Source organism: Sinorhizobium numidicum, assembly GCF_029892045.1.
Lineage (GTDB): Bacteria > Pseudomonadota > Alphaproteobacteria > Rhizobiales > Rhizobiaceae > Sinorhizobium > Sinorhizobium numidicum.
Genome location: NZ_CP120367.1, coordinates 2,083,506 through 2,105,258, shown reverse-complemented (window position 1 = coordinate 2,105,258; position 21,753 = coordinate 2,083,506). Strand labels below are relative to the sequence as shown.

General features: G+C 61.3%; 19 protein-coding genes. 4 read left to right on the top strand and 15 right to left on the bottom strand.

Annotated elements, in window-relative coordinates:
- Positions 1–62: 62 nt before the first annotated feature.
- The 8 genes from PYH37_RS10000 to PYH37_RS09965 form a co-directional block, all read right to left on the bottom strand.
- Positions 63–1,796: an adenylate/guanylate cyclase domain-containing protein gene (locus tag PYH37_RS10000; RefSeq protein WP_280731269.1), complete on the bottom strand. Its 1,734-nt coding sequence runs from the start codon at positions 1,794–1,796 to the stop codon at positions 63–65.
- A 99-nt stretch (positions 1,797–1,895) separates the two neighbouring features.
- On the bottom strand, positions 1,896–2,633 hold the full coding sequence (locus tag PYH37_RS09995) for an NUDIX hydrolase (protein ID WP_280731268.1): 738 nt from the start codon (positions 2,631–2,633) through the stop codon (positions 1,896–1,898).
- Positions 2,634–2,635: 2 nt separating this feature from the next.
- Positions 2,636–3,742: an endonuclease/exonuclease/phosphatase family protein gene (locus PYH37_RS09990; protein ID WP_280731267.1), complete on the bottom strand. Its 1,107-nt coding sequence runs from the start codon at positions 3,740–3,742 to the stop codon at positions 2,636–2,638.
- 369 nt (positions 3,743–4,111) lie between these two features.
- On the bottom strand, positions 4,112–4,630 hold the full coding sequence (locus PYH37_RS09985) for a hypothetical protein (protein ID WP_280731266.1): 519 nt from the start codon (positions 4,628–4,630) through the stop codon (positions 4,112–4,114).
- Positions 4,631–4,917: 287 nt separating this feature from the next.
- Positions 4,918–5,361: an NlpC/P60 family protein gene (locus tag PYH37_RS09980; protein ID WP_280731265.1), complete on the bottom strand. Its 444-nt coding sequence runs from the start codon at positions 5,359–5,361 to the stop codon at positions 4,918–4,920.
- A gap of 967 nt (positions 5,362–6,328) precedes the next feature.
- Complete coding sequence (gfa, locus tag PYH37_RS09975; protein ID WP_280731264.1) at positions 6,329–6,904, bottom strand: S-(hydroxymethyl)glutathione synthase; 576 nt, start codon at positions 6,902–6,904, stop codon at positions 6,329–6,331.
- Positions 6,905–7,025: 121 nt separating this feature from the next.
- On the bottom strand, positions 7,026–8,363 hold the full coding sequence (locus PYH37_RS09970; protein WP_280731263.1) for a pilus assembly protein TadG-related protein: 1,338 nt from the start codon (positions 8,361–8,363) through the stop codon (positions 7,026–7,028).
- Between the two features lie 260 nt (positions 8,364–8,623).
- Complete coding sequence (locus PYH37_RS09965) at positions 8,624–9,079, bottom strand: carboxymuconolactone decarboxylase family protein (protein ID WP_280731262.1); 456 nt, start codon at positions 9,077–9,079, stop codon at positions 8,624–8,626.
- A 131-nt stretch (positions 9,080–9,210) separates the two neighbouring features.
- On the opposite strand from PYH37_RS09965, the gene PYH37_RS09960 reads away from it, so the two are divergent.
- Entirely contained in the window at positions 9,211–10,098 is an 888-nt protein-coding gene (locus PYH37_RS09960; protein WP_280731261.1) for a sigma-70 family RNA polymerase sigma factor, read from the top strand.
- Between the two features lie 51 nt (positions 10,099–10,149).
- On the opposite strand, the gene PYH37_RS09955 is transcribed toward PYH37_RS09960, so the two are convergent.
- Entirely contained in the window at positions 10,150–10,359 is a 210-nt protein-coding gene (locus PYH37_RS09955) for a hypothetical protein (protein WP_280731260.1), read from the bottom strand.
- 505 nt (positions 10,360–10,864) lie between these two features.
- On the opposite strand from PYH37_RS09955, the gene PYH37_RS09950 reads away from it, so the two are divergent.
- Positions 10,865–13,075 carry an adenylate/guanylate cyclase domain-containing protein gene (locus PYH37_RS09950; RefSeq protein ID WP_280731259.1) on the top strand — a complete coding sequence of 737 codons (2,211 nt, stop codon included), beginning with the start codon at positions 10,865–10,867 and terminating at the stop codon, positions 13,073–13,075.
- Between the two features lie 81 nt (positions 13,076–13,156).
- Here the strand turns inward: PYH37_RS09950 and PYH37_RS09945 are convergent, their stop codons facing one another.
- The 5 genes from PYH37_RS09945 to PYH37_RS09925 form a co-directional block, all read right to left on the bottom strand.
- The gene (locus PYH37_RS09945) at positions 13,157–13,684 is read right to left on the bottom strand and encodes a YHS domain-containing (seleno)protein (RefSeq protein ID WP_280732466.1); all 528 of its coding nucleotides are present in this window, start codon (positions 13,682–13,684) and stop codon (positions 13,157–13,159) included.
- A gap of 32 nt (positions 13,685–13,716) precedes the next feature.
- Positions 13,717–14,310, bottom strand: a complete 594-nt coding sequence (locus PYH37_RS09940; RefSeq protein ID WP_280731258.1) for an ankyrin repeat domain-containing protein — start codon at positions 14,308–14,310, stop codon at positions 13,717–13,719.
- 154 nt (positions 14,311–14,464) lie between these two features.
- The gene (locus PYH37_RS09935) at positions 14,465–16,207 is read right to left on the bottom strand and encodes a TRAP transporter large permease (protein WP_280731257.1); all 1,743 of its coding nucleotides are present in this window, start codon (positions 16,205–16,207) and stop codon (positions 14,465–14,467) included.
- Positions 16,204–16,905, bottom strand: a complete 702-nt coding sequence (locus tag PYH37_RS09930; RefSeq protein ID WP_280731256.1) for a TRAP transporter small permease subunit — start codon at positions 16,903–16,905, stop codon at positions 16,204–16,206. The genes PYH37_RS09935 and PYH37_RS09930 overlap by 4 nt, the downstream gene beginning before the upstream one ends.
- A 144-nt stretch (positions 16,906–17,049) precedes the next feature.
- Positions 17,050–18,192, bottom strand: a complete 1,143-nt coding sequence (locus tag PYH37_RS09925) for a TRAP transporter substrate-binding protein (protein WP_280731255.1) — start codon at positions 18,190–18,192, stop codon at positions 17,050–17,052.
- A gap of 303 nt (positions 18,193–18,495) precedes the next feature.
- Between PYH37_RS09925 and PYH37_RS09920 the strand changes: the two genes are divergently transcribed.
- Positions 18,496–19,839: a PQQ-dependent sugar dehydrogenase gene (locus PYH37_RS09920; RefSeq protein ID WP_280731254.1), complete on the top strand. Its 1,344-nt coding sequence runs from the start codon at positions 18,496–18,498 to the stop codon at positions 19,837–19,839.
- Positions 19,840–19,914: 75 nt separating this feature from the next.
- Here the strand turns inward: PYH37_RS09920 and PYH37_RS09915 are convergent, their stop codons facing one another.
- Entirely contained in the window at positions 19,915–20,616 is a 702-nt protein-coding gene (locus tag PYH37_RS09915; RefSeq protein WP_280731253.1) for an SDR family NAD(P)-dependent oxidoreductase, read from the bottom strand.
- 419 nt (positions 20,617–21,035) lie between these two features.
- On the opposite strand from PYH37_RS09915, the gene PYH37_RS09910 reads away from it, so the two are divergent.
- Complete coding sequence (locus PYH37_RS09910; RefSeq protein ID WP_280731252.1) at positions 21,036–21,428, top strand: VOC family protein; 393 nt, start codon at positions 21,036–21,038, stop codon at positions 21,426–21,428.
- The last annotated feature ends 325 nt before the right edge of the window (positions 21,429–21,753 follow it).

Sequence of the window (21,753 nt, the reverse complement as noted above, 5' to 3'; positions counted from 1 at the left end):
AGGGAAAAAGTGCGAAGCGGTTTTCCGCCCGCGTCCCGTCGTTCCTTAGGGGCGGCCGCTTTTCACTCCGGCAATCCCGCCTTCAGCAGTCCCTGGCGGAACAGATCCAGTTGCTCCGGACGTTCCAGCAGCAGACCCCGCCTGATGAAATCTTCCGTCGAAAAATCCGGACACACTTTCAGAAGTTGCGCCCTCGCCTCCTCGGTCGCTCTCGCATTGCCGGCCTGCGCGTAGCAGGCGACCAGGCGGGCGCAAGTGAACGGCCCGGGATTGGGCAATTCCTTGAGCGCCGCCGCGGCTTCCTCGTATCGGCCGAGGATATAGAGCGCGTTGCCAAGCGCGGCGCTGTACCATGGCGGCGGGAACGGATTGAGCCTGAATCCTTCATTGATCCATTGCATCGCCTCATCGAGCTTGCCGCGCCGCGCGAGCAGGCCGCCCATCTGCACCAGTGCGTTCGCGTCGTTTGAGTTGAGCTGGTAGGCGCGGCGATAATGTCGTTCGGCCAGTTCAAACTCGCGCCGATTGACGTGGATGAGCGCCAGCATGCGTTGGCAGCCACTCTCGCCTTCATCGAGAGAAACCGCCTTTCGCGCAAGTGCCAGCGCCTCATCGAGAATATCCGGCGGTGCATTGCCGTAGCCATGCAGCGCGATCCTTGTCAGGGCGAGATGGGCGTGCGCCAGCGCGAATTGCGGATCGCGTTGGAGTGCCGCCTCGAACATGGCACAGGCTTGCCGGTTATCGTCGGGGCCATAGCTCCGAAGATGGACGAGACCGCGCAGGTAGAGCTCGTAGGCGGCAAGGCTCGTTGTCGGCTTGCAGAGTGCCTGGCGAAGGTCGGCACTCTCGATCTGCCCAACCAGGGTGGAAACGATCATCCGCGTCACTTCGTCCTGAACGGCGAAGATATCGGTCAGGTTGCGGTCGTAGTGTTCCGACCATAGATGCGTTCCGGTGGCGGCCTCGATAAGCTGCGCCGCTATACGGATGCGCTCGCCCGACCGTCGAATACTTCCTTCGACCAGATAAGTGACGCCGAGCCTCCTGCCGATCTCCTTCAGGCCCGCGTTCTTGTCGCGAAAGCTGAAGGACGAGCTGGCAGCAATGACGGAAAGCGAGCGAAATCGGGCAAGTCCGCCGATGATGTCTTCGGTAATGCCGTCGCTGAAGAAGGTCTGGTCCGGCGAGCCACTCAGGTTCTCGAAAGGCAAAACGGCGATCGACGTTCGCGCAAGTGCGGACAATGCCGAAGGTCGGACGATCGGCGCATCCTTCCAATGCCAGACATGGACAGGCCGGGCGATATTCTTGAGCGATATCGCGCCACCGTCCAGAAAGGCCGAACGGCTCTTTCCGCCAAGTTGCCGATGAACGACATCGGCGATGCATATGCCGCCCGGCTCGGCCGATGCTTCCAGGCGGGCGGCGATGTTCACGCCGTCTCCCAGCAAATCGTCTCCGTCGATCACGACGTCGGCGAGATTGATCCCGATCCTGAGAACGATGCGATCGTCCGGCGCCAGGTCTTTCTGATAGGAAGCCAGTTTCTTCTGAAGCGATATCGCACAGTCCACCGCGTCGACTGCGGAGTTGAAGACGACCAGGGAACCGTCTCCCATGAGCTTGACGATACGGCCGCCGCGAGCGGAAATATTGGGCGCGACTATGCAAGCTTGCAGTCGCTTTATTGCTCCAAGGGTGCGGGTTTCGTCGGCCTCCATCAGCCGCGAATAGCCGACAATGTCCGTGGCCATAATGACGGCAAGCCGCCGTTCGACCCGCTCCTTCGCCATCCTGCTCTCCACGTGCAACGTGCGAGATATTAGCTTTTTCTCAAGGAGCTCGAAAGCCGTTCCGCAGCGCGCCGCCGCATCAGGACGGCTTGATCCGCTCTACCGACTGCTCCGCGCGAAAAGCCACTCGAGGATCGGCGGGATGAAATCCGGGTAATTATGCGCCGCCGGCTCCGGTGAGCGTATCGCCACTGCCTCGTCGATTTCCGGATGCGGGTCGGAGGCGACATGCGCTGCCACCCGGGCGACGAGTTGGTCCGCCGTCGCCGCCAGCCGGAAGATGCGGAAAACGGTGACGGTGCCGTTCATGTGGATGGCGTGGTAGCCCGGCTCGGCGATTGCCTCGGAAAGGGCGATGCCCGTCTCTTCCTTGACTTCGCGCGCGATATTGCCGGCGATATCGCAGCGCCCGTCGACGATGTCTTCCGGTTCCAGCGAGCCGCCGGGACTATAGACGCGGCCGGCATTGGCCGTGTGTCCGCCCATGCGGATCGCGATCATCGCGCCGTCGGCGGAAAGCAGCATCGGCATGCCGAAGATATGGCAGGCGCTCTGCGTCCTCGTCTTCCGCCACCAGAGAAAGGTCGAATAGGGAACGATATGACCGGTGGCGGCGATACGCCCGTCGGTAATGCGGATCGCCCGCTGCAGGACCATCCTTCCGTCGAAGAGATGCGGGTTGGCCGCGATCTCTTGGCGCCAGTTTTCCCGTGCCCTCTCCGCCTGCGCGAGATGAAACGGATGCGGCTCTCCGGCGACCTCGATGTCGATCTCCGAGATGGGGAAGATCGTGCCTTCGGCCGGCCAGTGCTGCCGGTTGCTTTCGAGAAGGGCCATGGTCAGATATCCAGAGTGATCGCGACGGGGCAGTGGTCGGAGGCCTTGGGCCGGTCCCAGCCGGTGCGCGGATAGCGCTCGACCTCCTGGCCCGCCGGAAATATCGTGCGGTAGGGCTGGCCGGCGCGAATGATCTCCGGGACTTCCGCAGCATTGCGGCGCGCAAGCGCCGGCGAGAGCCAGATATAGTCGAGCTGGCAGAGGTGCCGCTCCTGCGGCCCGCGGCTGTGAAACAGCGTCCAGCGGTCGAGCACCGGCCGTCGCAGCATCGGGTTTTCGGCGAAACCGTCCGTCGTGAAGACGTCGAGAGCGCTCGCCGCTTCCTCCCGCGGCACGAATTCGTAGCCGTTGCGCCGGTCGCCGAGGACGTCGACCTTCTCCTGGTAATCGTTCATGTCGCCACAGATGGCGAAGATCTTGTCAGCGGTGTGGCCGCGGCCGAAGCGGTTCTCGACGATGTGACGCACGGCCTTTGCCTCGGCGATCCGCAAGGCCATCGTCGCCTGACGACCGTCGAGCCCGTCCCGCGCCGGGCCCATCGACTTGAAGTGCACCACATAGAGCGTCAGCGGCCGGCCGCCGATGCGCAGATCCAATTCCAGGCAGTCGCGCTTGAAGATGCGGTCGCGCGGCCGATTGGTCGCCGCCAGCTCGTCGTTGAAAAGATCGAGGTCGTCATAGGTAAGCCCCGCATGGCTCTTCACCTCCAGGCACTCGATCTTCTGTCCGTCGCGAGTCTCCTCCCGCATCAGCACGGCCACGTCGATCCCGCGCGTGTCATTGCCCTCGACCAGGTATTTCTGCCGATAACCGTTGCTGACCATGCGAAAGAGATAGCCGTATTCGAAGGCCTGCAAGGCAGCCATGTTGTCGGCCTCCTGTAGGCAGAGGATGTCGGCATCGCAATCGGCAATGGCGAGCGCCGACATCTGCCGCGTGTCGTCCGTATGTGCGATGGTGCGCGCCTCTTCGAGCCGCTGATACTCGGCCTCGCTCCGGACATCGAACAGCCTCAGCACCCGATCCTGCTTGAGCTGGTTGCGGAAGCCGGAAAAATCGAAGCGGCTCATCAGATTTTCGACGTTGAAGGTGGCAAGGCGAAGCGACATCAGGCAATTCCGCGAGTGAGGTGCCGCGGAGATTACTGCATGATTCCGTAAATCGGAATCGATTTAAGGACAAAATCATGCAGCCGTGTCAAAGTGCTGCAGCGACCTTTGCGCGTCTAATTAGACGCGCGGCGCTGTAGAGCGGGATCGGGAAAAGTGCAAAGCGGTTTTCCGCTGCCATCCCGCTAACTCATTGGAATGGACCAAGTTTTCATATCTCGTGCGCCGAACGGAAAAACGTCCTTGTCTGGATCCCCGAATCGCGGGCTTGCCGCAGAGCCTTACTCAAGCCAGCCGAATGTCCGCAGCCACGTATTGTTCCAGTCCAACATCGCCTTCTGGGTCTCTTTATAGAAGCCCGAGGCGATTTCATGATCCCCTGGCCGCCCAGTAAAGCTGATCGCCCTCCGCCTCCGCAAGTCCGCGAGCGGCTTGCCGGAAGGCGCCCTCCGCCTCCTCCAGGTCGTCCTCGATGTAGCGGGATGAACTGTAGCCGGTGATATCGGCGACGTTGTACAGGATGATACCGGTCGGAACCTTGTAGCCGACAAGGATCTCGCCGTCCGCAAACCGGTCGCGATTGCTCCTGATCGTGATGGTGATCGCGTTGGCAATCGCCTCCTCCATCGACATTTCCGGAGAGTTCGATTGCTGATCCGTGATTCTCGCGGCGAAGGCCTCGCGGTTTGCCGCGATCACCTTCTTGAGTGTCTCTTTGATGGTCGGATCGCTCGACTTGAACTTGTCGGAGTCGATGAACTTCAGTGCGATCGAAACGACGGCATTTTGCTTTTCGGCAATGTCCAGCAAGGCGCTGTTGATGGAGGCGGCCGCCTGCGTCTGAGCGCCGCTCGCCTCGCTCGAAACCTTGTTACTCGCTTCCAGCAACGCATCGGTCGTGCTCGTTGGCTAGTCCTCTCCCACCCTGCTTTGTTGCAGGATCATGAGCGCGGCGGTGCTGCCGGCGACGGACGGTATGGAGGTCATTGCCTGTTCCTCAGGGCGGCTCCGCAATCACGCGGACGATCCCTCATACGGAAACCGGCATTCATGCCAGGCATGGCTGATAGGTCAGGGCAACCCTAGATTGATTTGGTTAACGCAGACTGAAGAGCGCCGCCGCGGCAACTGTCGCGGCGGTTACTTCATCCAAGCCCCCTGAGCATTTTTGGCAGCTATCTCCTGACGGCGACGACCTGTCCGCGGCTGAATTGCGACAGCTGGACGCGCCCGGACTGATTGCCGCCGATGACGCGCGCGGTCGATTTCGACAACTCCGAAAGAATGCCGACATGATAGCTTCGGCCCGCCCTGACGACGACGACGTCGCCCGGGCGCGCGTAGGAGAGCCGCACCGGCGCGCCGAACCGCAGCCAGGACCGCGCGATGGCATAGCTTTCCGGCGGCCTGCGACCGGCCTTTCGCGCGACCATCCCCATGAAATGGCCACACCATGGCGTGCGCGCCGGGTTGATGCCGAGCGCCGCACGAAGCCGTTTGTTATTCTTGACCTCGTGCAGCCCCGCAAATTGCTGGGCTTGCGACAGCATGCCGGCGGCCGCTGTCTCCGGTGACGTAAGCGCGACAAATGCCGCAGTCAGAAACGCTACAACCTTCATAGTTGGGTCTCCTTGATGCGCAGCCTGGCCTCATGCCGGCATGCGCCCGCCTCTTCGCCTCCGTCCATTGTGAAAATTCGCCCTTCCGCAGTGCGCGCGGCATTTTTTGCACGCACAGAGCCCACCGCGCCCAGGAGAACATCCTGAACGCGGATAAAATGCTTCGGAATCAAAGGGCTAGAGCGTCCTTGAATCTAGGCGGGAGGTGCTACAGTATTTTGCACCACGCCTTCGTTAAAACGCACGAAAGACTCTCTAGCGCTTTGAGGCTGCCCATCGCCTCCTGCATAATTCCTCAATCGGAACCGATTTAAGGATAGAATTATGCAGCAGTTCAAAGTGTTACAGCTCCTCTGCGCGTCCAAAAAAGACGCGCAGAGTTGTAACACCGAAAATCGATCTCTCGATTTTCGGTTCGATGTTGCAGCCGACCTGCGAACCGCAATGGCCGTGCCCCAACCCGGTGGCGTTCGCTATGCGAGATCTGGAATTCCCCTGCCAGCCGTTGGATAGCGGGCGAACTTTGCCGGTCAGGTGAAGCGAAATTGTGGCAAAGGCCGCGCCTCATGCAGAAATGCGCGCGTTTACGTGCCGCCTAGCCTGTTTTCCGCGCAAAAAAGACGCGTTTCCGGAGGCCTTCAAGGATAAGAATCGCGTGGTCGCAGTGCTGCCGCCGGCAACGCCACGCTGAAGAAGCGCGCGTGCGGCCTCGGTCCGCGTTCCCACGTCAACACATTGACAACATTCATGATTTTTGCCGATGCAAAAAATCATCGCAGTTCGGCGCCGCACTGGGAACGAGCCGGTCGGCGCCTACTGCACGTTTCCTTGAATCGGAGCCGATTTAAGCTCTACAGCGCCGTGCGTCTTTTCAGACGCACAAAGGTCGCTGTAGCACTTTCAATTGCTGCATGTTTTTATCCCTAAATCGGCTCCGATTTAAGGAAACATGCAGTACGACGCCGCTCTACTGCGCCAGCACGCCGCTCTTCTTCGCCGTCCAGGTGGCGATATAATCCATGAGTTCCGGCGACAGGCAGTCATAGGGCTCAAGCCCGATCTGCCTCAGATGATTGCGCACCGAATTCATCTTGGAAGGATCGACGCCAGCCTCGATGATCGAGGAAACGAAGGCCGCGAAGGTGGGTTCCGGCCATCCGGTCTCCTCAAACCTCTCCGGATGAATGAAATCGAGCCCTTGAAACGCATGCTCGCGCTCGACCGGCCCATACATGTGTACGCCGCATTCCTGGCAGGCGTGGCGACGGATCAGCGCCGTCGGATCGACGATATGAAGCTTGTCGCCGTTTTCGAGAACGGTGACGTTTTCATGCGGCGTAACGGCGACGATGGAAAAGGTCGCGCCCGCCGGTTTCCAGCATTTGGTGCAGCCGCAGGCGTGATTGTGCGCGATGCCGCTGTTCACACGGACTTTGACCGGACGGTCCTTGCAGTCGCAGACCAGCGTGCCCCCGCTGAAGGATGTGCTTCCCTTGGGAAGGCCACTATCGAGATATGGGTGCAGTGAAACCGGGGTTTCCATTGGTTCCTCCCTGAGAGCATGTCCAGGCGTTTCGCCATTGATCTCTCGACCTGCAGCATAGCACAGCGGGGACAAAATCCCGCGCGGCAGCAGAGATCGGTGGGGAGTAGAACGCTCCTCCTCAGTGCACCAGCCGAATGGCGCCCGGATAGTTGAACTGCGTGTTCGCCAGCTCCGCGCTGCAATCCATCTTGAACGTGCTGTTGCCGATCAGGGTGATCTGCTGGGCGATAAGCCTGATGCATTCGCCGCTCGTCGTGCCGTTGCCGGCATATTGCAGTTCGGCGACATCAGGCAAATAGATGATCCCGGTCAGCGAAGATTGGCTGTTGCCGTTGATGATCGCCGCCTCTTGATTTCCGTGTTCGGCGACAATCGAGAATCCGGCCCATACGCCATCGAGTGCGGGCGAGATATTGAAGGTGGCACCGCCATGGATCGTGAGTTCGGCGTCGTTCATCAGAAAGAAGGTCACACCCTGGCCGTTCACGACAGTCTGGCTGCCGAGTTCGAGACGTCCGCCGTCGATGATGTAATTGCCCGGCTGAAGGTTGATGGCGCCTTTGAACTCCAGACTTCCATAGGTGCCGGGCTTCAGGGTCACGACATAGCCGGCGGTGTCTTTCGGCGTCTTGCCGGTGCCGTTGCAATCGCCGTTGCCGCCGCCGCCCGCAACGAAGCCTTGCCCGCAACCGGAAAGATCTACCCAGGCGGACGTTTTCGGCGTCACCTTGCTCGCGAACGGATCAGGCACGCGCGGCGAGCCTTCGACGGCGCTCTCGCAAGCGAGCGACACGGCTTGGGGCGAGCCGTAGATGCCGCCCGCCGCATAAAGACATTCCGCCTTGAGCTTGCCGGTTCCCCCGACATAGATCGATTGATCGTCGCTCGAATTGGAGACGATCGAACATCCGGTCAGATCGGCCACCGCACTGCCACTGACATTGAACGCTCGGTCGGCGGTCTCATTGAGCGCCAAGATGCAGGCCTCCGCCCCGGCTGCCCGCGCAGCAACGGCCTGGCGCCGGATCTGCAGCGGCAGGCGCTCCAGAAAGAGCGGCTTATAATCGAAGCCGAACTCGGCCGTAGCGGTGTCTTCGTTGACGCTCCGCGTGAGCTTCACGGTCAATGCGTTTTGCGTCGAAGGCTCCGTGGGCGCTGCTAACAGCTCGACGACGTTATCCTGCGGCAGGGCGTAGTTGGCCCAGAAGAACTTCTTTGCCGCCTCGTACGCCTCGTCCTCGCTCGCCCCTTCCCCGTAAGCCCGCACCGAGCCGATCGCCGCGGCGTCCAGTGCGCCCTGCATCTTCTCGGCTTCCAGGTAGGCGCCGGCAAAATCGATCGCCAGCGCGGCAGCCCCGATGATGGGAATGATGGCAATCGCCCCGAGCACGGCGAAGTTCCCATCCCGGTCGCGCGCCAGCCTTTTAAGTTGCACACGGAACTTCGCGTTTATCATTGTCGTCCCCCGACACAGACAATATCTCCTTAATTAAGCATCAACTAATTCACAAAAGATTAGGAAAACCTCTGGCATTTAATGAAACTTTTACGATTCAGCGCCGCGTCCGCGGCGCGGGAGACTTCTCCCCCTCTTCAGCCTCGTCAAAGTGTCATTCACTTGCCAACGCACCGTGGCCCTCATCCCTGTGACGAGCACAAGGATGAGGGAGTGTAGGGCGACCGCTCGCCAGATTGGTGCAGCGGGAAAAACTCCGGTCACCCCCACTCTCCCGCCACCTGCCGGGTGGCGACGTTGAAGCGGTTCCAGGTGTTGATGAGTGCGATCTGGATAATGAGCGCTGCCAATCCCTGTTCGTCATAATGCTTCGCCGCCTCGTTCCAGATTTCATCCGGCACAGGATCGGGCCGGTCGCTAAGCCGCGTCACCGCCTCGGTCAGCGCCAGCGCCGCCCGCTCGGCATCGGCGAAATAGGGTGCGTCCCGCCAGGCGGCGACTGCCATGATGCGCTTGTCCGTCTCGCCTGCCTTTTTCATCTGCCGCGGATGCATGTCGACGCAGACGCTGCAGCCGTTGATCTGGCTGGCGCGCAGGTGGACGAGGCCGAGCGTCAGTTCCGGAAGACCGCCCTTCTCGGTCGAAGCGCCGAGCGCCTGCAGTGCCTGCATGGCTTCCGGAACGATCATCGCGATGTTGTTCATTCTGGCTTGCATAATCCATCTCCTTCGGGTGTCTTTGCCGGATGCTCGCCATCCGGTTTTCGATCTGACGACGCCACCCGTGTCACATCGGCCGGCTTTCGTTCGTCATGCCCATGACGGAACCGAGCGGAGGAATGTGACCGATGGACGAGAAAAAATTTCTGGCGGAGCAGTTCGAGGGAAGCCGGGCGCATCTGAAGGCGGTCGCCTATCGCATGCTCGGCTCACGCACCGAGGCGGAAGATGCCGTGCAGGAGTCCTGGCTGCGCCTCAGCCGGGCCGATACGAGTGATGTGGAGAATCTTCGCGGCTGGCTGACGACCGTGGTGGCGCGGGTCTGCCTCGACATGCTGCGCACGCGCAAGTCGAGGCGGGAGGAGCCACTCGAAACTCCGCCTTCCTCTCCCGCGCCCTCACCCGACGGCGCCCATGCCGAGGCTATGAATCCGGAGCAGGAGGCGCTGTTTGCCGACGCCGTCGGCTTGGCGCTGCTCGTTGTTCTCAACCGGCTGACGCCGTCCGAGCGCATCGCATTCGTGCTGCACGATATGTTCGATCTTTCCTTCGAAGAGATCGCCCCGATCGTCGAGCGCACGCCGGCAGCAGCACGCCAGCTTGCAAGCCGTGCCCGGCGCCGGGTGCGCGGCGCCCCGGCACTTCCTGTTGCCGATCTTAACCGCCAGCGAAAGGTGGTCGATGCCTTCCTTGCCGCCTCCCGCGGCGGCGATTTCGACGCGCTGCTTGCAGTGCTCGCTCCGGACGTGGTTTTCCACGCCGATGCGGTCGCGGCCAGGATGGGGGCGCGGGCGGAGATCCGCGGCGCGGCCGCCGTCGCCGAGACCTTCAAGGGCCGCGCCCAAGGCGCGCTCCCCGCTCTGGTCGACGGCACGATCGGCCTCCTGGTCGCGCCGCAGGGACGCTTGCGCGTCGTCCTTGCCCTCACGCTCCAGGGCGGCAGGATCACCGCGATCGAGGCGCTCGCCGATCCCGACCGGCTCGGGCGCCTCGATCTGGCTGTGCTTGATGCATGAAAGCCGGAGATTTTGGGATCACTATCGAGGGACTATTCAGAGCTTGTGGCGTTACGACTTCCAGGCCGCCTCGCTCTTCTGCTCGTAATGGGTGAAGGCTTTCACCAGCCCGCCGAGCACCTCCGCGGAGGTCTCGAACAACGCCTTGAACTGCGGATCGTCGACTTTGGTTATGTCTTCGCGCAGATGATCGATAAGGGTGCTCAGCTCGCCCTTCATTTTCTGCGTATGGTGCATCGGGTTCGCATCGGAATACGCCATTTTGCTCTCCTTTCGGAATCGAACAATCGGTTGCCTTGACAGAACGCTTCGCGATCTGGCCGGTTCCGATTGCAGCGGGACCGGCGCGTGTCGCGCAAGAATCGATCGTGCTTCGTTACAGATCGCCCTGAAAAGTTACTGGACCGGAGCGGTCGATCTGGCAAATATTACTGGGCAAACCACCGATTGATTTCAGTATCAATTTAGATCGGAGCTCGCTCGAAACGAGCTCCGATTGAGAGTCCGAACTCGGCGGATTAGCGGCGAGTCCCCGAGGGGATACTGATCGATATAGCCCGAATGGATTACTGGACGGGCGCGACGTTTCCGGCAAAATGATTGCGCCAATATGTTGGTACCATTTCACCGCAATCTTTCAGAGCCCGTTCCCTGATGGCGGGCTCTTTTTTGTCCGTGGCGGCTCATGAGCCTACTGCAATGGCATCGGCCCCGCACCTGCTGTAATCTGCGAGGGGAATGAACCCGCATTCCGGGAATGCCGGGCATGGAACGCCGTCTTGCAGCAATCCTGATTGCCGATGTCGTCGGTTACAGCCGGCTAAGCCGGATCGACGAGGAGGATACCCGCATCCGCTTCCAGGCGGACCTCCACGAAATTTTCGAGCCGCACATCGCCGAACACCATGGCCGCCTGGTCAAGACCATGGGCGACGGCCTGCTTGTGGAATTTCACAGTGTGGTCGACGCGTTGCGCTGCGCGGTCGAGGTTCAGCGGCAGATGAACCGACGCAACGCCGATGAGCCGCCCGATCGTCGGATCGACTTCCGCATCGGCATCAATCTCGGCGATGTCATCGTCGAAGGCGACGACATTCACGGCGACGGCGTCAATATCGCCGACCGGCTGCAGGGTCTGGCCGAACCCGGCGGGATCGCAATCTCGGGCATGGCCTACGACCATGTAAAGACGAAGCTCGCCTTCGGCTATGTTTCGCTGGGCGAGCAGGCGATCAAGAATATTCCGGAGCCCGTTCGCGTCTACCGCGTCGTTCTCGATCCCGCAGCGGCCGGCAAAACGACCCCCGCTCGTCGAAGGCGTCGCACTTGGCTGGTACCACTCGCTGCCGCCGGCGCGCTCCTGCTGATGGGTGCGGCTCTGTGGTGGCAGCCCTGGACGCTGATCTGGCCGCAATCGCCGATCGAACGATTCGCCTATCCGCTGCCCGACAAGCCGTCGGTTGCCGTGCTGCCGTTCATCAATGTCACCGGCGATGAGCAACAGGACCACATCGCACAAGGCCTGACGGATGATCTCATCACGGAGCTGTCGAAGGTCTCCGGTCTCTTCGTGATTGCCCGTCACTCGGTTTTCGCACTGCGCAACACGCCGGCAAAGGCTGAGGACGTTGCCTCCGATCTCGGCGTGCACTACGTCCTCGAAGGCTCCTTGCAGCAGGCGAACTCGCGGCTGAGGATCAATGTCAAGCTGATCGATGCCTTTACCGGCCTGTCTCTCTGGGCCGAGCGCTACGATCGCCAGTACCAGGATCTCTTCGCTGTCCAGGACGATGTCATCGGCAAGATCACCTCGGCGCTCTCGGTCAAGCTCAGCGAAGGCGAGCGCAACCAGCTCGCACGTATCCCGACCAATAATCTCGAGGCCTATGACAATTATCTGAGGGCGGAACAGGAGGGCCTCATCTACAGCGATGTCGATACCTACCGCCGCACCCTCTCCTATTATCAGAAAGCAATCGATCTCGACCCGCGCTTCGCCGATGCGCATGCCGGTATCGCCCGGATAGCCGTCGATGTCTGGCGCAATGACTACAACTTTCTCTGGTCGGCCGCCGTGGCGCGCAAGATCGCCTATGACGCGGCCGGCGAAGCTTTGAAGCTCGACCCGAACAATGCCCGCGCCCACACCGTGCTCGCGCTGCTGCAACTTGTCGACGGCCGCGTCACGGAGGCGCTGGATTCCGCCAACCGTGCCGTTTCCGCCCAGCCGGGAAACGCCGAAGCCTATGGCAACCTGGCGCTCATTCTCGCTCACACCGGCAACCGCGAACAGGCGGTCGCCGAAGTGGAGAAGGCTTTGCGGATCGATCCCTCTCCTCCTCCGAGCTTTCGCCTGCTCGCCGGCATCGTCTTCTATACGGCGCGCGAACTCGACCGCGCCATACCGCTGATCGAGGCGGCGCGCGATGCCCTGCCGAACGCCGAGCCGGCGCGCGAATACCTCGCCTCCGCCTATGCTCATGATGGTGATCGGGAACGCGCGGCCCGCGAGACCGAGAGGCTCAAGGAGGTGTTTCCTGATACCAATCTCACCTATTACAGTTACCTCTACGACTACTGGAACGAGGACGACCTGCGCTACCACCTGACCGGCCTTAAGCAGGCTGGCGTTCCGGAATGGCCCTTCGGCTTCGCCGGGGCCGAGGCCGATCGCATCCGCGGCGCGGATCTCAAGCACCTCGTCGACGACAAGACCTGGATCGGCAAGCACAAGAACGGCACCGACTTCTTCCAGGCCTTCGACAAAGCCGGAAACACCGCCTATCGCACCCCGAATACCAGTATTACCGGCACAATCGAGATTCGCGACGGCCGCCTTTGCGAGCGGTTCGGCGGCTATTTTATCGATCGGATGGTCTGCGGCTATGTCTATCGCAACACGACGGGCGAGCACCGGAACATGAATTATGTTCACGTCACGCCGCAGGCGCTGAAGTTCTTCTCGCTCGAACGCTGAGCGGAATTCAGCGTCTCACCCTTTGCACGTCTAAAACGACGCACAAAGGTCGCTGTAACACTTGAACCATGCAGTAGCTCTTCACTCGGCGCTAGCCTGCCGCCAGTCCTTGTGGAACTTTTCCGTGACCAGCGCCTGCTGCACGTCCGACCAGCGCTTCTGCGAGTCGACTACCTTTGTCGGGTTCTTTTGAAAGCCGTCGGCAGCGCCCGGATCGTAGCTGATGTAGAGCTTCCCATCGATGATCCGCCACGCCTTCGGGTCGATATTGGTGGTCACCGTTCCGAAGGAAACGCCATCGGCGCAGTAGCCGCCATATTGCGGTGCATATTTCCCCGGCTCGCGCATGAAGAGATCGCGGTGTTCGGCACTGGCGAAATGCCAGGTGGCGCCCAGCCAGCGGTGCGAATATTTCGGCGATCCCTGCACCGCCTTGTCTTCGGTAAAATAGGCGACCGGGTCGTAGCCCTTGATGGCGACGTCGCCGAAATATCCGGTGTTGACCGGCTGCTCTTCGGCCGCGGCGCTCTGAACGAACGACAGGAGTAGCGCCGCAGCGCCAGCCGCAACGGCGATGCGCATCACGCTTTTCCGTTGATGATGGTCCATCATTTACCCTCCGCTTTTAAGGCTCCGCAGGCTCACTTGCGCTTGTTGCACTCTTTGTAGAGCCATTCGCCGACAAGATCGGCGCCCTGACAAACGGCGCCCGCTTTCAACAGCAGGCCTGCGGCATCCCAGTGCTCACGCCATCCCGCCTGGGTCAAAGGCGTGTAGCCGTTTCTTTCCTTCGCTTCGACGACCGCCTTGTTGGCGAGCAGAAAACCGACCACGTCCGCGTGGCCTTCCTCGGCTGCCGCGTGCAGTGGTGTCATTCTGTAGAAATTCTTGTCGTCGTTCACCGCCGCACCCTTTGCGACAAGCAACTTTGCGACGTCGAGGTTTCCGCCATAGGCGGCCGCGTGCAGTGCGGTCAGCCCTCCCTTGTTGCGGATCGTTATATCCGCGCCTCGCTCCAAGAGAAGCGTGACGACATCCGTATGCCCGGCAAGGGAGGCGATGAGCAGCGCCGGCTCGCCGGCAGCATCGGGCTCGGCGATATTGGCGCCCTCATCCAGGAGCTGCTTCGTGCGCTCGATATTTCCCTCTCGCGCCGCATCATGCAGCGGGCCTGCCGCCACGGCGGTAGCGGAAAGCATGAGATAAAGAACGGAGACACAGGAAAAGTTCAACATGCCCCGCTCCATCCTCTTCTCCCATGGGCGGAAAAACGCAAATTATCACAGCCGCGTCATACCAAGCAAGAAATCCGCGCAAGGCGAGGCTCGAACTCGATGGGAAGGATTCGAGACGATTGGTGCAGCGGTCAGCCCAATATTTGTCGCCCCCTCAGCCGTAGAGATATTCCGGAAGCCAGAGGGCCATGCCCGGCCAGAGATACATGAGGACCATGCAGAGGATGACGATCAGCATATAGGGCATCATCCCCTTGAAGATCTGCGCGAGGGTGACGTGCGGCGGCGATACGCCCTTGAGGTAATAGGCCGACATCGCCACCGGCGGGGAAAGGAAGGCCGCCTGCAGGTTCACGAAGACGAGCACGCCCCAGAGGATCGGGTCGATGTCGAAATGCCGGAGCATCGGCAGGAAGATCGGTACGAAGATGATGATGATCTCCGTCCATTCGAGCGGCCAGCCGAGAATGAAGATGATCGCCTGCGACAGGATCATGAACTGCACCGGCGTGAGGTCGAGGGCGAGCACCCATTGCTCTATCAGCGCCTGACCGCCGAGGATCGCAAAGACGGCGGAGAAAAGCGCCGAGCCGACGAAGAGCCAGCACACCATGGCCGTGGTCTTCGCCGTCAGGAACACCGCTTCCTTGGTGCGCTTCCAGTTCAGCGTTCGCGCCTGAAAGGCGAGCAGGAAGGCGCCGGCGGCACCGACCGCGGCGGACTCGGTCGCGGTCGTGATCCCGAACAGGATGACGCCAAGCACGACCACGGTGAGAATGCCGAGCGGCATCACCGAGGAAACCAGAAATTTGACGACCTGCAGCCGCTCCGCGCTCATGTTGCGGTAGTAGCGGACGAGAACAGCGGCGGCGATCGCGGCGATGATCCCGAACGTAACGTAGAAGCTCGTCGACGGCCCGTCTATCGCCGCCGGGCCCGCGTCCGTCGCCGGCGCGCCGAGCTGCTCCAGTCCCTCCGGCGCCTCCGTATCCGCCGAGGCCTGCGGATGGATGACGACATACCACCAGACGAGGGCCAGCGTGAACGCGGTTAGCGAAAAAGGCACCAGCGCAGCGGAGAAGTTCCTGAAGAGCTGCCAATAGGAAAGCCGTCCCTCCCCCGATTCGAGCGCCATCGCCCGCGACGGCGAGAGGAGCGCCGAAAAAAGGCCGGTGAGCATATTGGGCGAATAGGCGGCCTGGAGGTCCCGCATCCAGCTGGGCACCGGAACGCGCGTCTGCTCTTCGGGCAGTGCCGGCGCGATCTTCGGATTGATCGCCGCCCAACAGAGGATATAGGCGAGATAGAGCAGCGCGAGAAAAAAACCGGGAAACATCGTTGCCGCGTAGAGCTTGACCACCGATTGTCCAGCGACCGCCGCATAGACGATGATCATCACCGACGGCGGGATCAGGATGCCGAGCGTGCCGCCCGCCGTGATGACGCCGGAAGCGAGCTTCACGTCGTAGCCGGCCCGCAGCATAGGGTTCATCGCGATCACCCCCATCAGCACAACCACGGCGCCGACGAGGCCGCTGGCGATGCCCCAGAAGGTGCAGACGATGAGCGTCGCGACCGCGAGCGACGCCGGCACCCGACGGAACGAAAGCTGGATGCTGTAGAACATCTTGTCGACCAGCGCGCCCCGCTCCATCACGTAGCCCATCAGCACGAAGAGCGGAATCGAGATCAGAACGTCGTTGGTCATGGCACCGTAAGTGCGCTGGACCATCAGGTCGAAGACGCGGTTGTCGATCCAGTGTTCGGCAGGATTGTAGAAGGCGTAGAAGCCGAAGAGCATGCCGAGCCCCATCAGTGTGAAGGCCGTCGGAAAGCCCATGATGATGACGACGATGATGAGCACGAGCATCGTCATGCCGAGGACCGGATCGCTCACGTCTGCAAGTCTCCCCCCATTCCCCGTTGACGCGCCGCCTTGTCAATATCCTGCGCCCGCTCGATCGCCGCCTCGCGGGCTTCCGCATCGACATGTTCGCTATGCGCGAGTTGCTCGGCGACGACGTCGAGCTCCGCGACATCTGCGAGCCGGCTCGGCCATTCTCCGGTCCGCAGGCACACGACACAGCGCACGATTTCGCCGAGCCCCTGCAGCATGACGAGCGCGCCGGCCACCGGAATGACCGTCTTGAAATAATAGATCGGCGGCCCTTCGGCCGTCACGGTCGAATGCTCTCCGATCCGCCAAGAAAGTGCGGCGTAGTCGTAGCCCGCATAGATGAGAGCGGCGACGCCCGGCAGGAAAAAGAAGATGTAGAGGAGGAGATCGAGCGCGGCCTGCGTGCGGGGCCTGAGCGAACTATAGAGAAAGTCGCCGCGCACATGCGCATTCTGCGCCAGCGCATAGGCGCCCGCCAGCATGAAAAGCGAGCCGTAGAGCATGTTGCTGGCATCGAAGATCCACGCCGTCGGCATGTTCAGGATGTAGCGCTTGAAGACCTCGACGCAGACGAGCGTCATCAGCCCGATGATGAGCCACGCCGCAGCCTTCCCGACCCACACGCTGATCGCATCGACCGAATTCAGAAAACGCTGAACGTCCACGCCTTCCCCCGGATGCTCGAGAGCGCCGCGCATTCGCTCCGAAGGCGCTAAAGTCGCTCTCGCGTTCTCGTTGCAGGAGCATCTCTCCACCCGGCAGCGCCGCCTTCCGGCGGGATGCTCCCGGAGAAAGCGGCCTTCTCCGCTCCGCCGTGACTCAAGGCCAATTACTCTTCTATGTCAGAGCTCCTTCGCCACGCCGTCCTTTCCGAAGTAATGGTCGAATGCCATGCGCCGGTTGACGACGGTGTCCTGCTCCCACCGTGTTGCGCGCTCGGCAAAGGCGATCTGCGACTGGAGGACTTCCTTGAACAGCGGGTTCTCCCCGGCTTTCTTCTTGACGACCTCGTCATAGACCTCCAACTGCCGTTTGAGGATCGCATCCGGCGTCTTGTAGAATTTGACCTGGTCGGTCGTCTGCATCGCGATGTAATCCCTCGAGTAACGGTCGATCGCCTTCCAGGCCATGTCCTGCGAAGCCGCCTCGACCGCATTGGTGATGATCGCTCTCATCTGCTCCGGCAGACCATCGAACTTTGCCTTGTTGAACAGGATCTCGAACGTCTCGGCATTCTGATGATAGCCCTGCAGCATGCAGATCTTGGCGACGTCAGGGAAACCGAGCATCCGGTCGGAGGAGGCGTTGTTGAACTCCGCCGCGTCGATCAGCCCGCGGTCGAGCGCCGCGACGATCTCGCCGCCTGGCAGCGCGTTGACCGCGGCGCCAAGGGCGGTGAAGACATCGATCGAGATGCCGACCGTGCGGAACTTGAGTCCGTTGATATCCTCGACCTTGGCAACCGGCTTCTTGAACCAGCCGAGCGGCTGCGTCGGCATCGGCCCATAGGGGAAGGAGACGACATTGGCGCCGATAGATTCGTAGAGTTTCGCCAGAAGCTCCTTGCCGCCGCCGTATTTGTGCCAGGCGAGCAGCATGTTGGCGTCCATGGCGAAGCCGGGACCAGAGCCCCAGAGTGCCAGCGCCGTCTGTTTGCCGTAGTGATAGACGAGCACGCCATGGCCGCCGTCGAGCGTCCCTTCCGAGACGGCATCGAGCAGACCGAAAGCCGGCACGACGGCGCCCGCCGGTAGCACCTCGATTCTGAGGTCACCGCCGGTCATGTCGTTGACCTTCTTTGCAAAGTCGAGCGCGTATTCGTGAAAGATATCCTTCGATGGCCAGGTGCTTTGCCAGCGCATGCTCACTGGCCCTTGCGCCTTGACAACGCCCGGTGCCGCGATCATCGCCGCACCGGCAATGGCCGCGCCGCCCAGGAATTTGCGACGCGACGTCTTCCCAACCATTTGGGTTCTGCGTTTCATCTTTTCCTCCCGAAGCTTACAGCGCACTTCATATTTGTCAGACGCGCAAAGGTCGCCGTAGCACCTTGAATTGCTGCATGGTTTGATCCTTGAACGGGGGCCGATTCAAGGAACCGGGCACTGGGCTCTTTTCGGCCCTATTAGACAATACTCCTCAATGCTGACCACGCAAAGATTGCAGGGAACAAGTCGCGAACGCCGCTGTTTGAAGCGCGACAAGGAATAATGCGAGGCGGTGTTGCGTCCTATGTCGAAGCGGCGGAGTGCAATTCCGCCTGGAGGACATCCCCCGGAGGGCATCCAATGAATACCGGCCTGCCGCGAATCTCAGTCATCGTCACGGTCGTGGGAGCCCTCATGACGGGCTGCGCCGGCGTTTCGGCGCGACAAACGGCAGCGACCGCCGGCAGCGGCGGCTACGGCCCGAACCCGACCTTGCCGAAACCCCAACCCACGGTGATCCCTACCATCAACATCGCCGAGGCGAAAGGCTGGGCGGGAGGTACCAAGCCGACGCCCGCGAAGGGTTTGAAAGTGAACGCCTTTGCGGCGAACCTCGACCATCCGCGCTGGCTGCACGTGCTGCCGAACGGTGACGTGCTGGTTGCCGAAAGCAATGCGCCTGCGAAGAAGGGCCAAGGTTTCAGCCTGCGGAAGCTCTTCATGGACCAGGCCATGAAGCGGGCCGGTGCCGCGACCAAAAGCGCCAATCGCATCACCCTCTTGCGCGACACCAACGGTGACGGCGTCGCCGATGTGCGCACTGTCTTCGCCGAAGGGCTCAACTCGCCGTTTGGCATGACTCTCTCGAAGGGCAAGCTCTATGTCGCCAACACCGACGCACTGGTCGCCTTCCCCTATTCCACCGGTCGGACGCGAGTAACCGCACGACCGGAAAAGATCGTCAACCTGCCGGCCGGCGACCTCAATCACCACTGGACCAAGGATGTGATCGCCAGTCCCGACGGCCGCAAGCTCTACGTCACCGTCGGCTCCAACAGCAATGTCGGCGAAAACGGCATCGAGGCGGAGAGGAACCGCGCCGCGGTGCTCGAGGTCGACCCTGCAAGTCGCCGCGCACGGGTATTTGCCTCAGGTCTGCGTAATCCCAACGGGCTTTCGTGGAACCCGGACAATGGAGAGCTCTGGGTCGCTGTCAACGAGCGCGACGAGATCGGCGATGATCTCGTGCCGGATTACATGACCTCCGTGCGCGACGGCGGCTTCTATGGCTGGCCCTACAGCTATTTCGGCCAGAATGTCGACCCGCGCGTCAAGCCGCAGCGCCCTGATCTTGTCGCGAAGGCCATCAAGCCGGACTACGCGCTCGGCTCGCACACCGCTTCGCTGGGGCTGACATTCGCCGAAGGCGCGTCGCTCGGCTCAGCCTATCGCAACGGTGCCTTCGTCGGCCAGCACGGCTCCTGGAACCGGAGCGTGCGCAGCGGCTACAAGGTGATCTTCGTGCCCTTCCGCAACGGCAAGCCCAGCGGCCCGCCGAAGGACGTCCTCACCGGCTTCATCGGCCGCGACGACAAGGCCATGGGGCGCCCAGTCGGAGTCGCGTTCGACAAGACCGGCGCCCTGCTCGTCGCCGATGACGTCGGCAACGTCATCTGGCGCGTGAGTCGGGCCAACCGCAAATAAAACCGTGCAGCTCAAAGCGACCTTTGTGCGTCTGAAAAGACGCACGGCGCTGTAGCGAGGCATGTTCGACGCCTGTTAGAAGGATTCCGACCACGGTCTTAACTCTACCTCCTGCGACCAAGCGCTTCGATGCTGCAAGAGGACATCGATGTAACTCTGCGCGATCGCATCCGGATGAAGTAGTGCATCAGGCTTGTCCGGATTTTCCGGCCGCATCTTGGAGCGTATGGCACCGTCAATGACGAAGTGAGCGACGTGGATTCCCTTCGGACCGAGTTCACGGGCCGCGCTCTGGGCAAGGCCGCGAAGCGCGAATTTGCCCATGGCAAACGCGGCCGACTGGGCAAATCCCTTGATGCTCGCCGTGGCGCCGGTAAACAGGATTGCGCCGGCACCACGCGGTATCATGCGCCTGGCCGCCTGCTGGCTCACCAGAAAGCCGCCATAGGCGCTGACGGCAATCGCCTTTTCGACATCGCTTGGATCGAGTTCGGCCAAAGGACCTCGCACCCGTCCGCTGGCGTTGTAGACCACGACTTCGGGATCGCCGATTGCCGCCGCGACATCATCGAAGAGCGCGCTGACGGAAGCCGGTTGCGTAGCATCTGCGGCAAAGGTGTTCGCACCGGTTTCGTCGGCCAGTGCCTCCAGCTTTTCGATGTTGCGGGCAGCCAAGGCGACCTTGACGCCGCGTGCTGCCAACTGACGGGCAAGTGATGCGCTGAGGCCGGAACCCGCACCCACGATGAGTGCAGTGCTGTAGGGAAAGTCGGTCATGAACGTCGTCCTCCGGATCGCCCCTGAAATCGGATCGTCTTGCACATCATTCATTCGGCAAATGTTCTCGCACGACCCTCATGGAATACCCGTGATCAGTAATCGTCTATAAGCCGCGGGGAGGGCAAGTAACTTATGACGATCATCAATCTTCAGCGGGCCAGTCAGCCAGCAGGGTGATGCCAAAATTTGGGGAAACCGTCCCAAGCCCCCCGCAGCAGAACAAAAGCTGCATGGAAGAATGTTGCGGTAAATGCTGCTGTAAACGAGCCCGTAAATGTCCGCGCCGGCCAGGCGGCTTCTATGGGTCTAAGCGGACGCTTTCTGCCACTGGAACAGCGGCACTGGCTCAAAGTTAGGACTGCTTCACGAGGCGAACTCTGAGCGATGTGCGAGGAGAGATTTCAAGGAGTGAAGGCATGGCTATCGACTTCAACCACACAATCTTGTCGGCCCGCAACAGTGAGGCGTCTGCAAAATTCTTGGCGGAAATGCTTGGCCTTCCAGCCCCGAGGCACTGGGGGCCCTTTCAGATGGTCACGACCGAAAACGGTGCCAACCTCGACTACATGGACACCGATGGCAAAATCACGCCGCAGCACTATGCGTTCCTGGTCAGCGAAGCCGAGTTCGACCAGATCTTCGGTAGGATTCGTGAACGCAATCTCCCGTACTGGGCCGATCCTAGCCGGACGAAACGGGGTGAGATCAATCATCATGACGGCGGCCGCGGCGTTTATTTTGAGGACTCGAACGGTCATCTTCTCGAGATCATTACCCGTCAATACGGCAGCGGCGGATGGAACCCGTAATTGCTCGGTGACGCAGCCAGGCAGTGGACGCTATCCCGCAAGAGGCCGTCTCGGTCCCAAGGGGTGGAAACCAGACCTCAGCCGAAGGGCGTCCGAACTTCGGCTCCCCACCGGGAACCGGCCGCTGAACTACTGCATGTTTCCTTAAATCGGAGCCGATTTAAGGATAAAAACATGCAGCAATTCAAAGTGCTACAGCGACCTTTGTGCGTCTGAAAAGGCGCACGGCGCTGTAGGGCTAGCCGCCGACGCGTGTGTGCACAGAAGCCGACATTCGGAGCGCTTCTCGGGAGCAGACGTTCACGTTCCAGTCAGCGTCAAATGC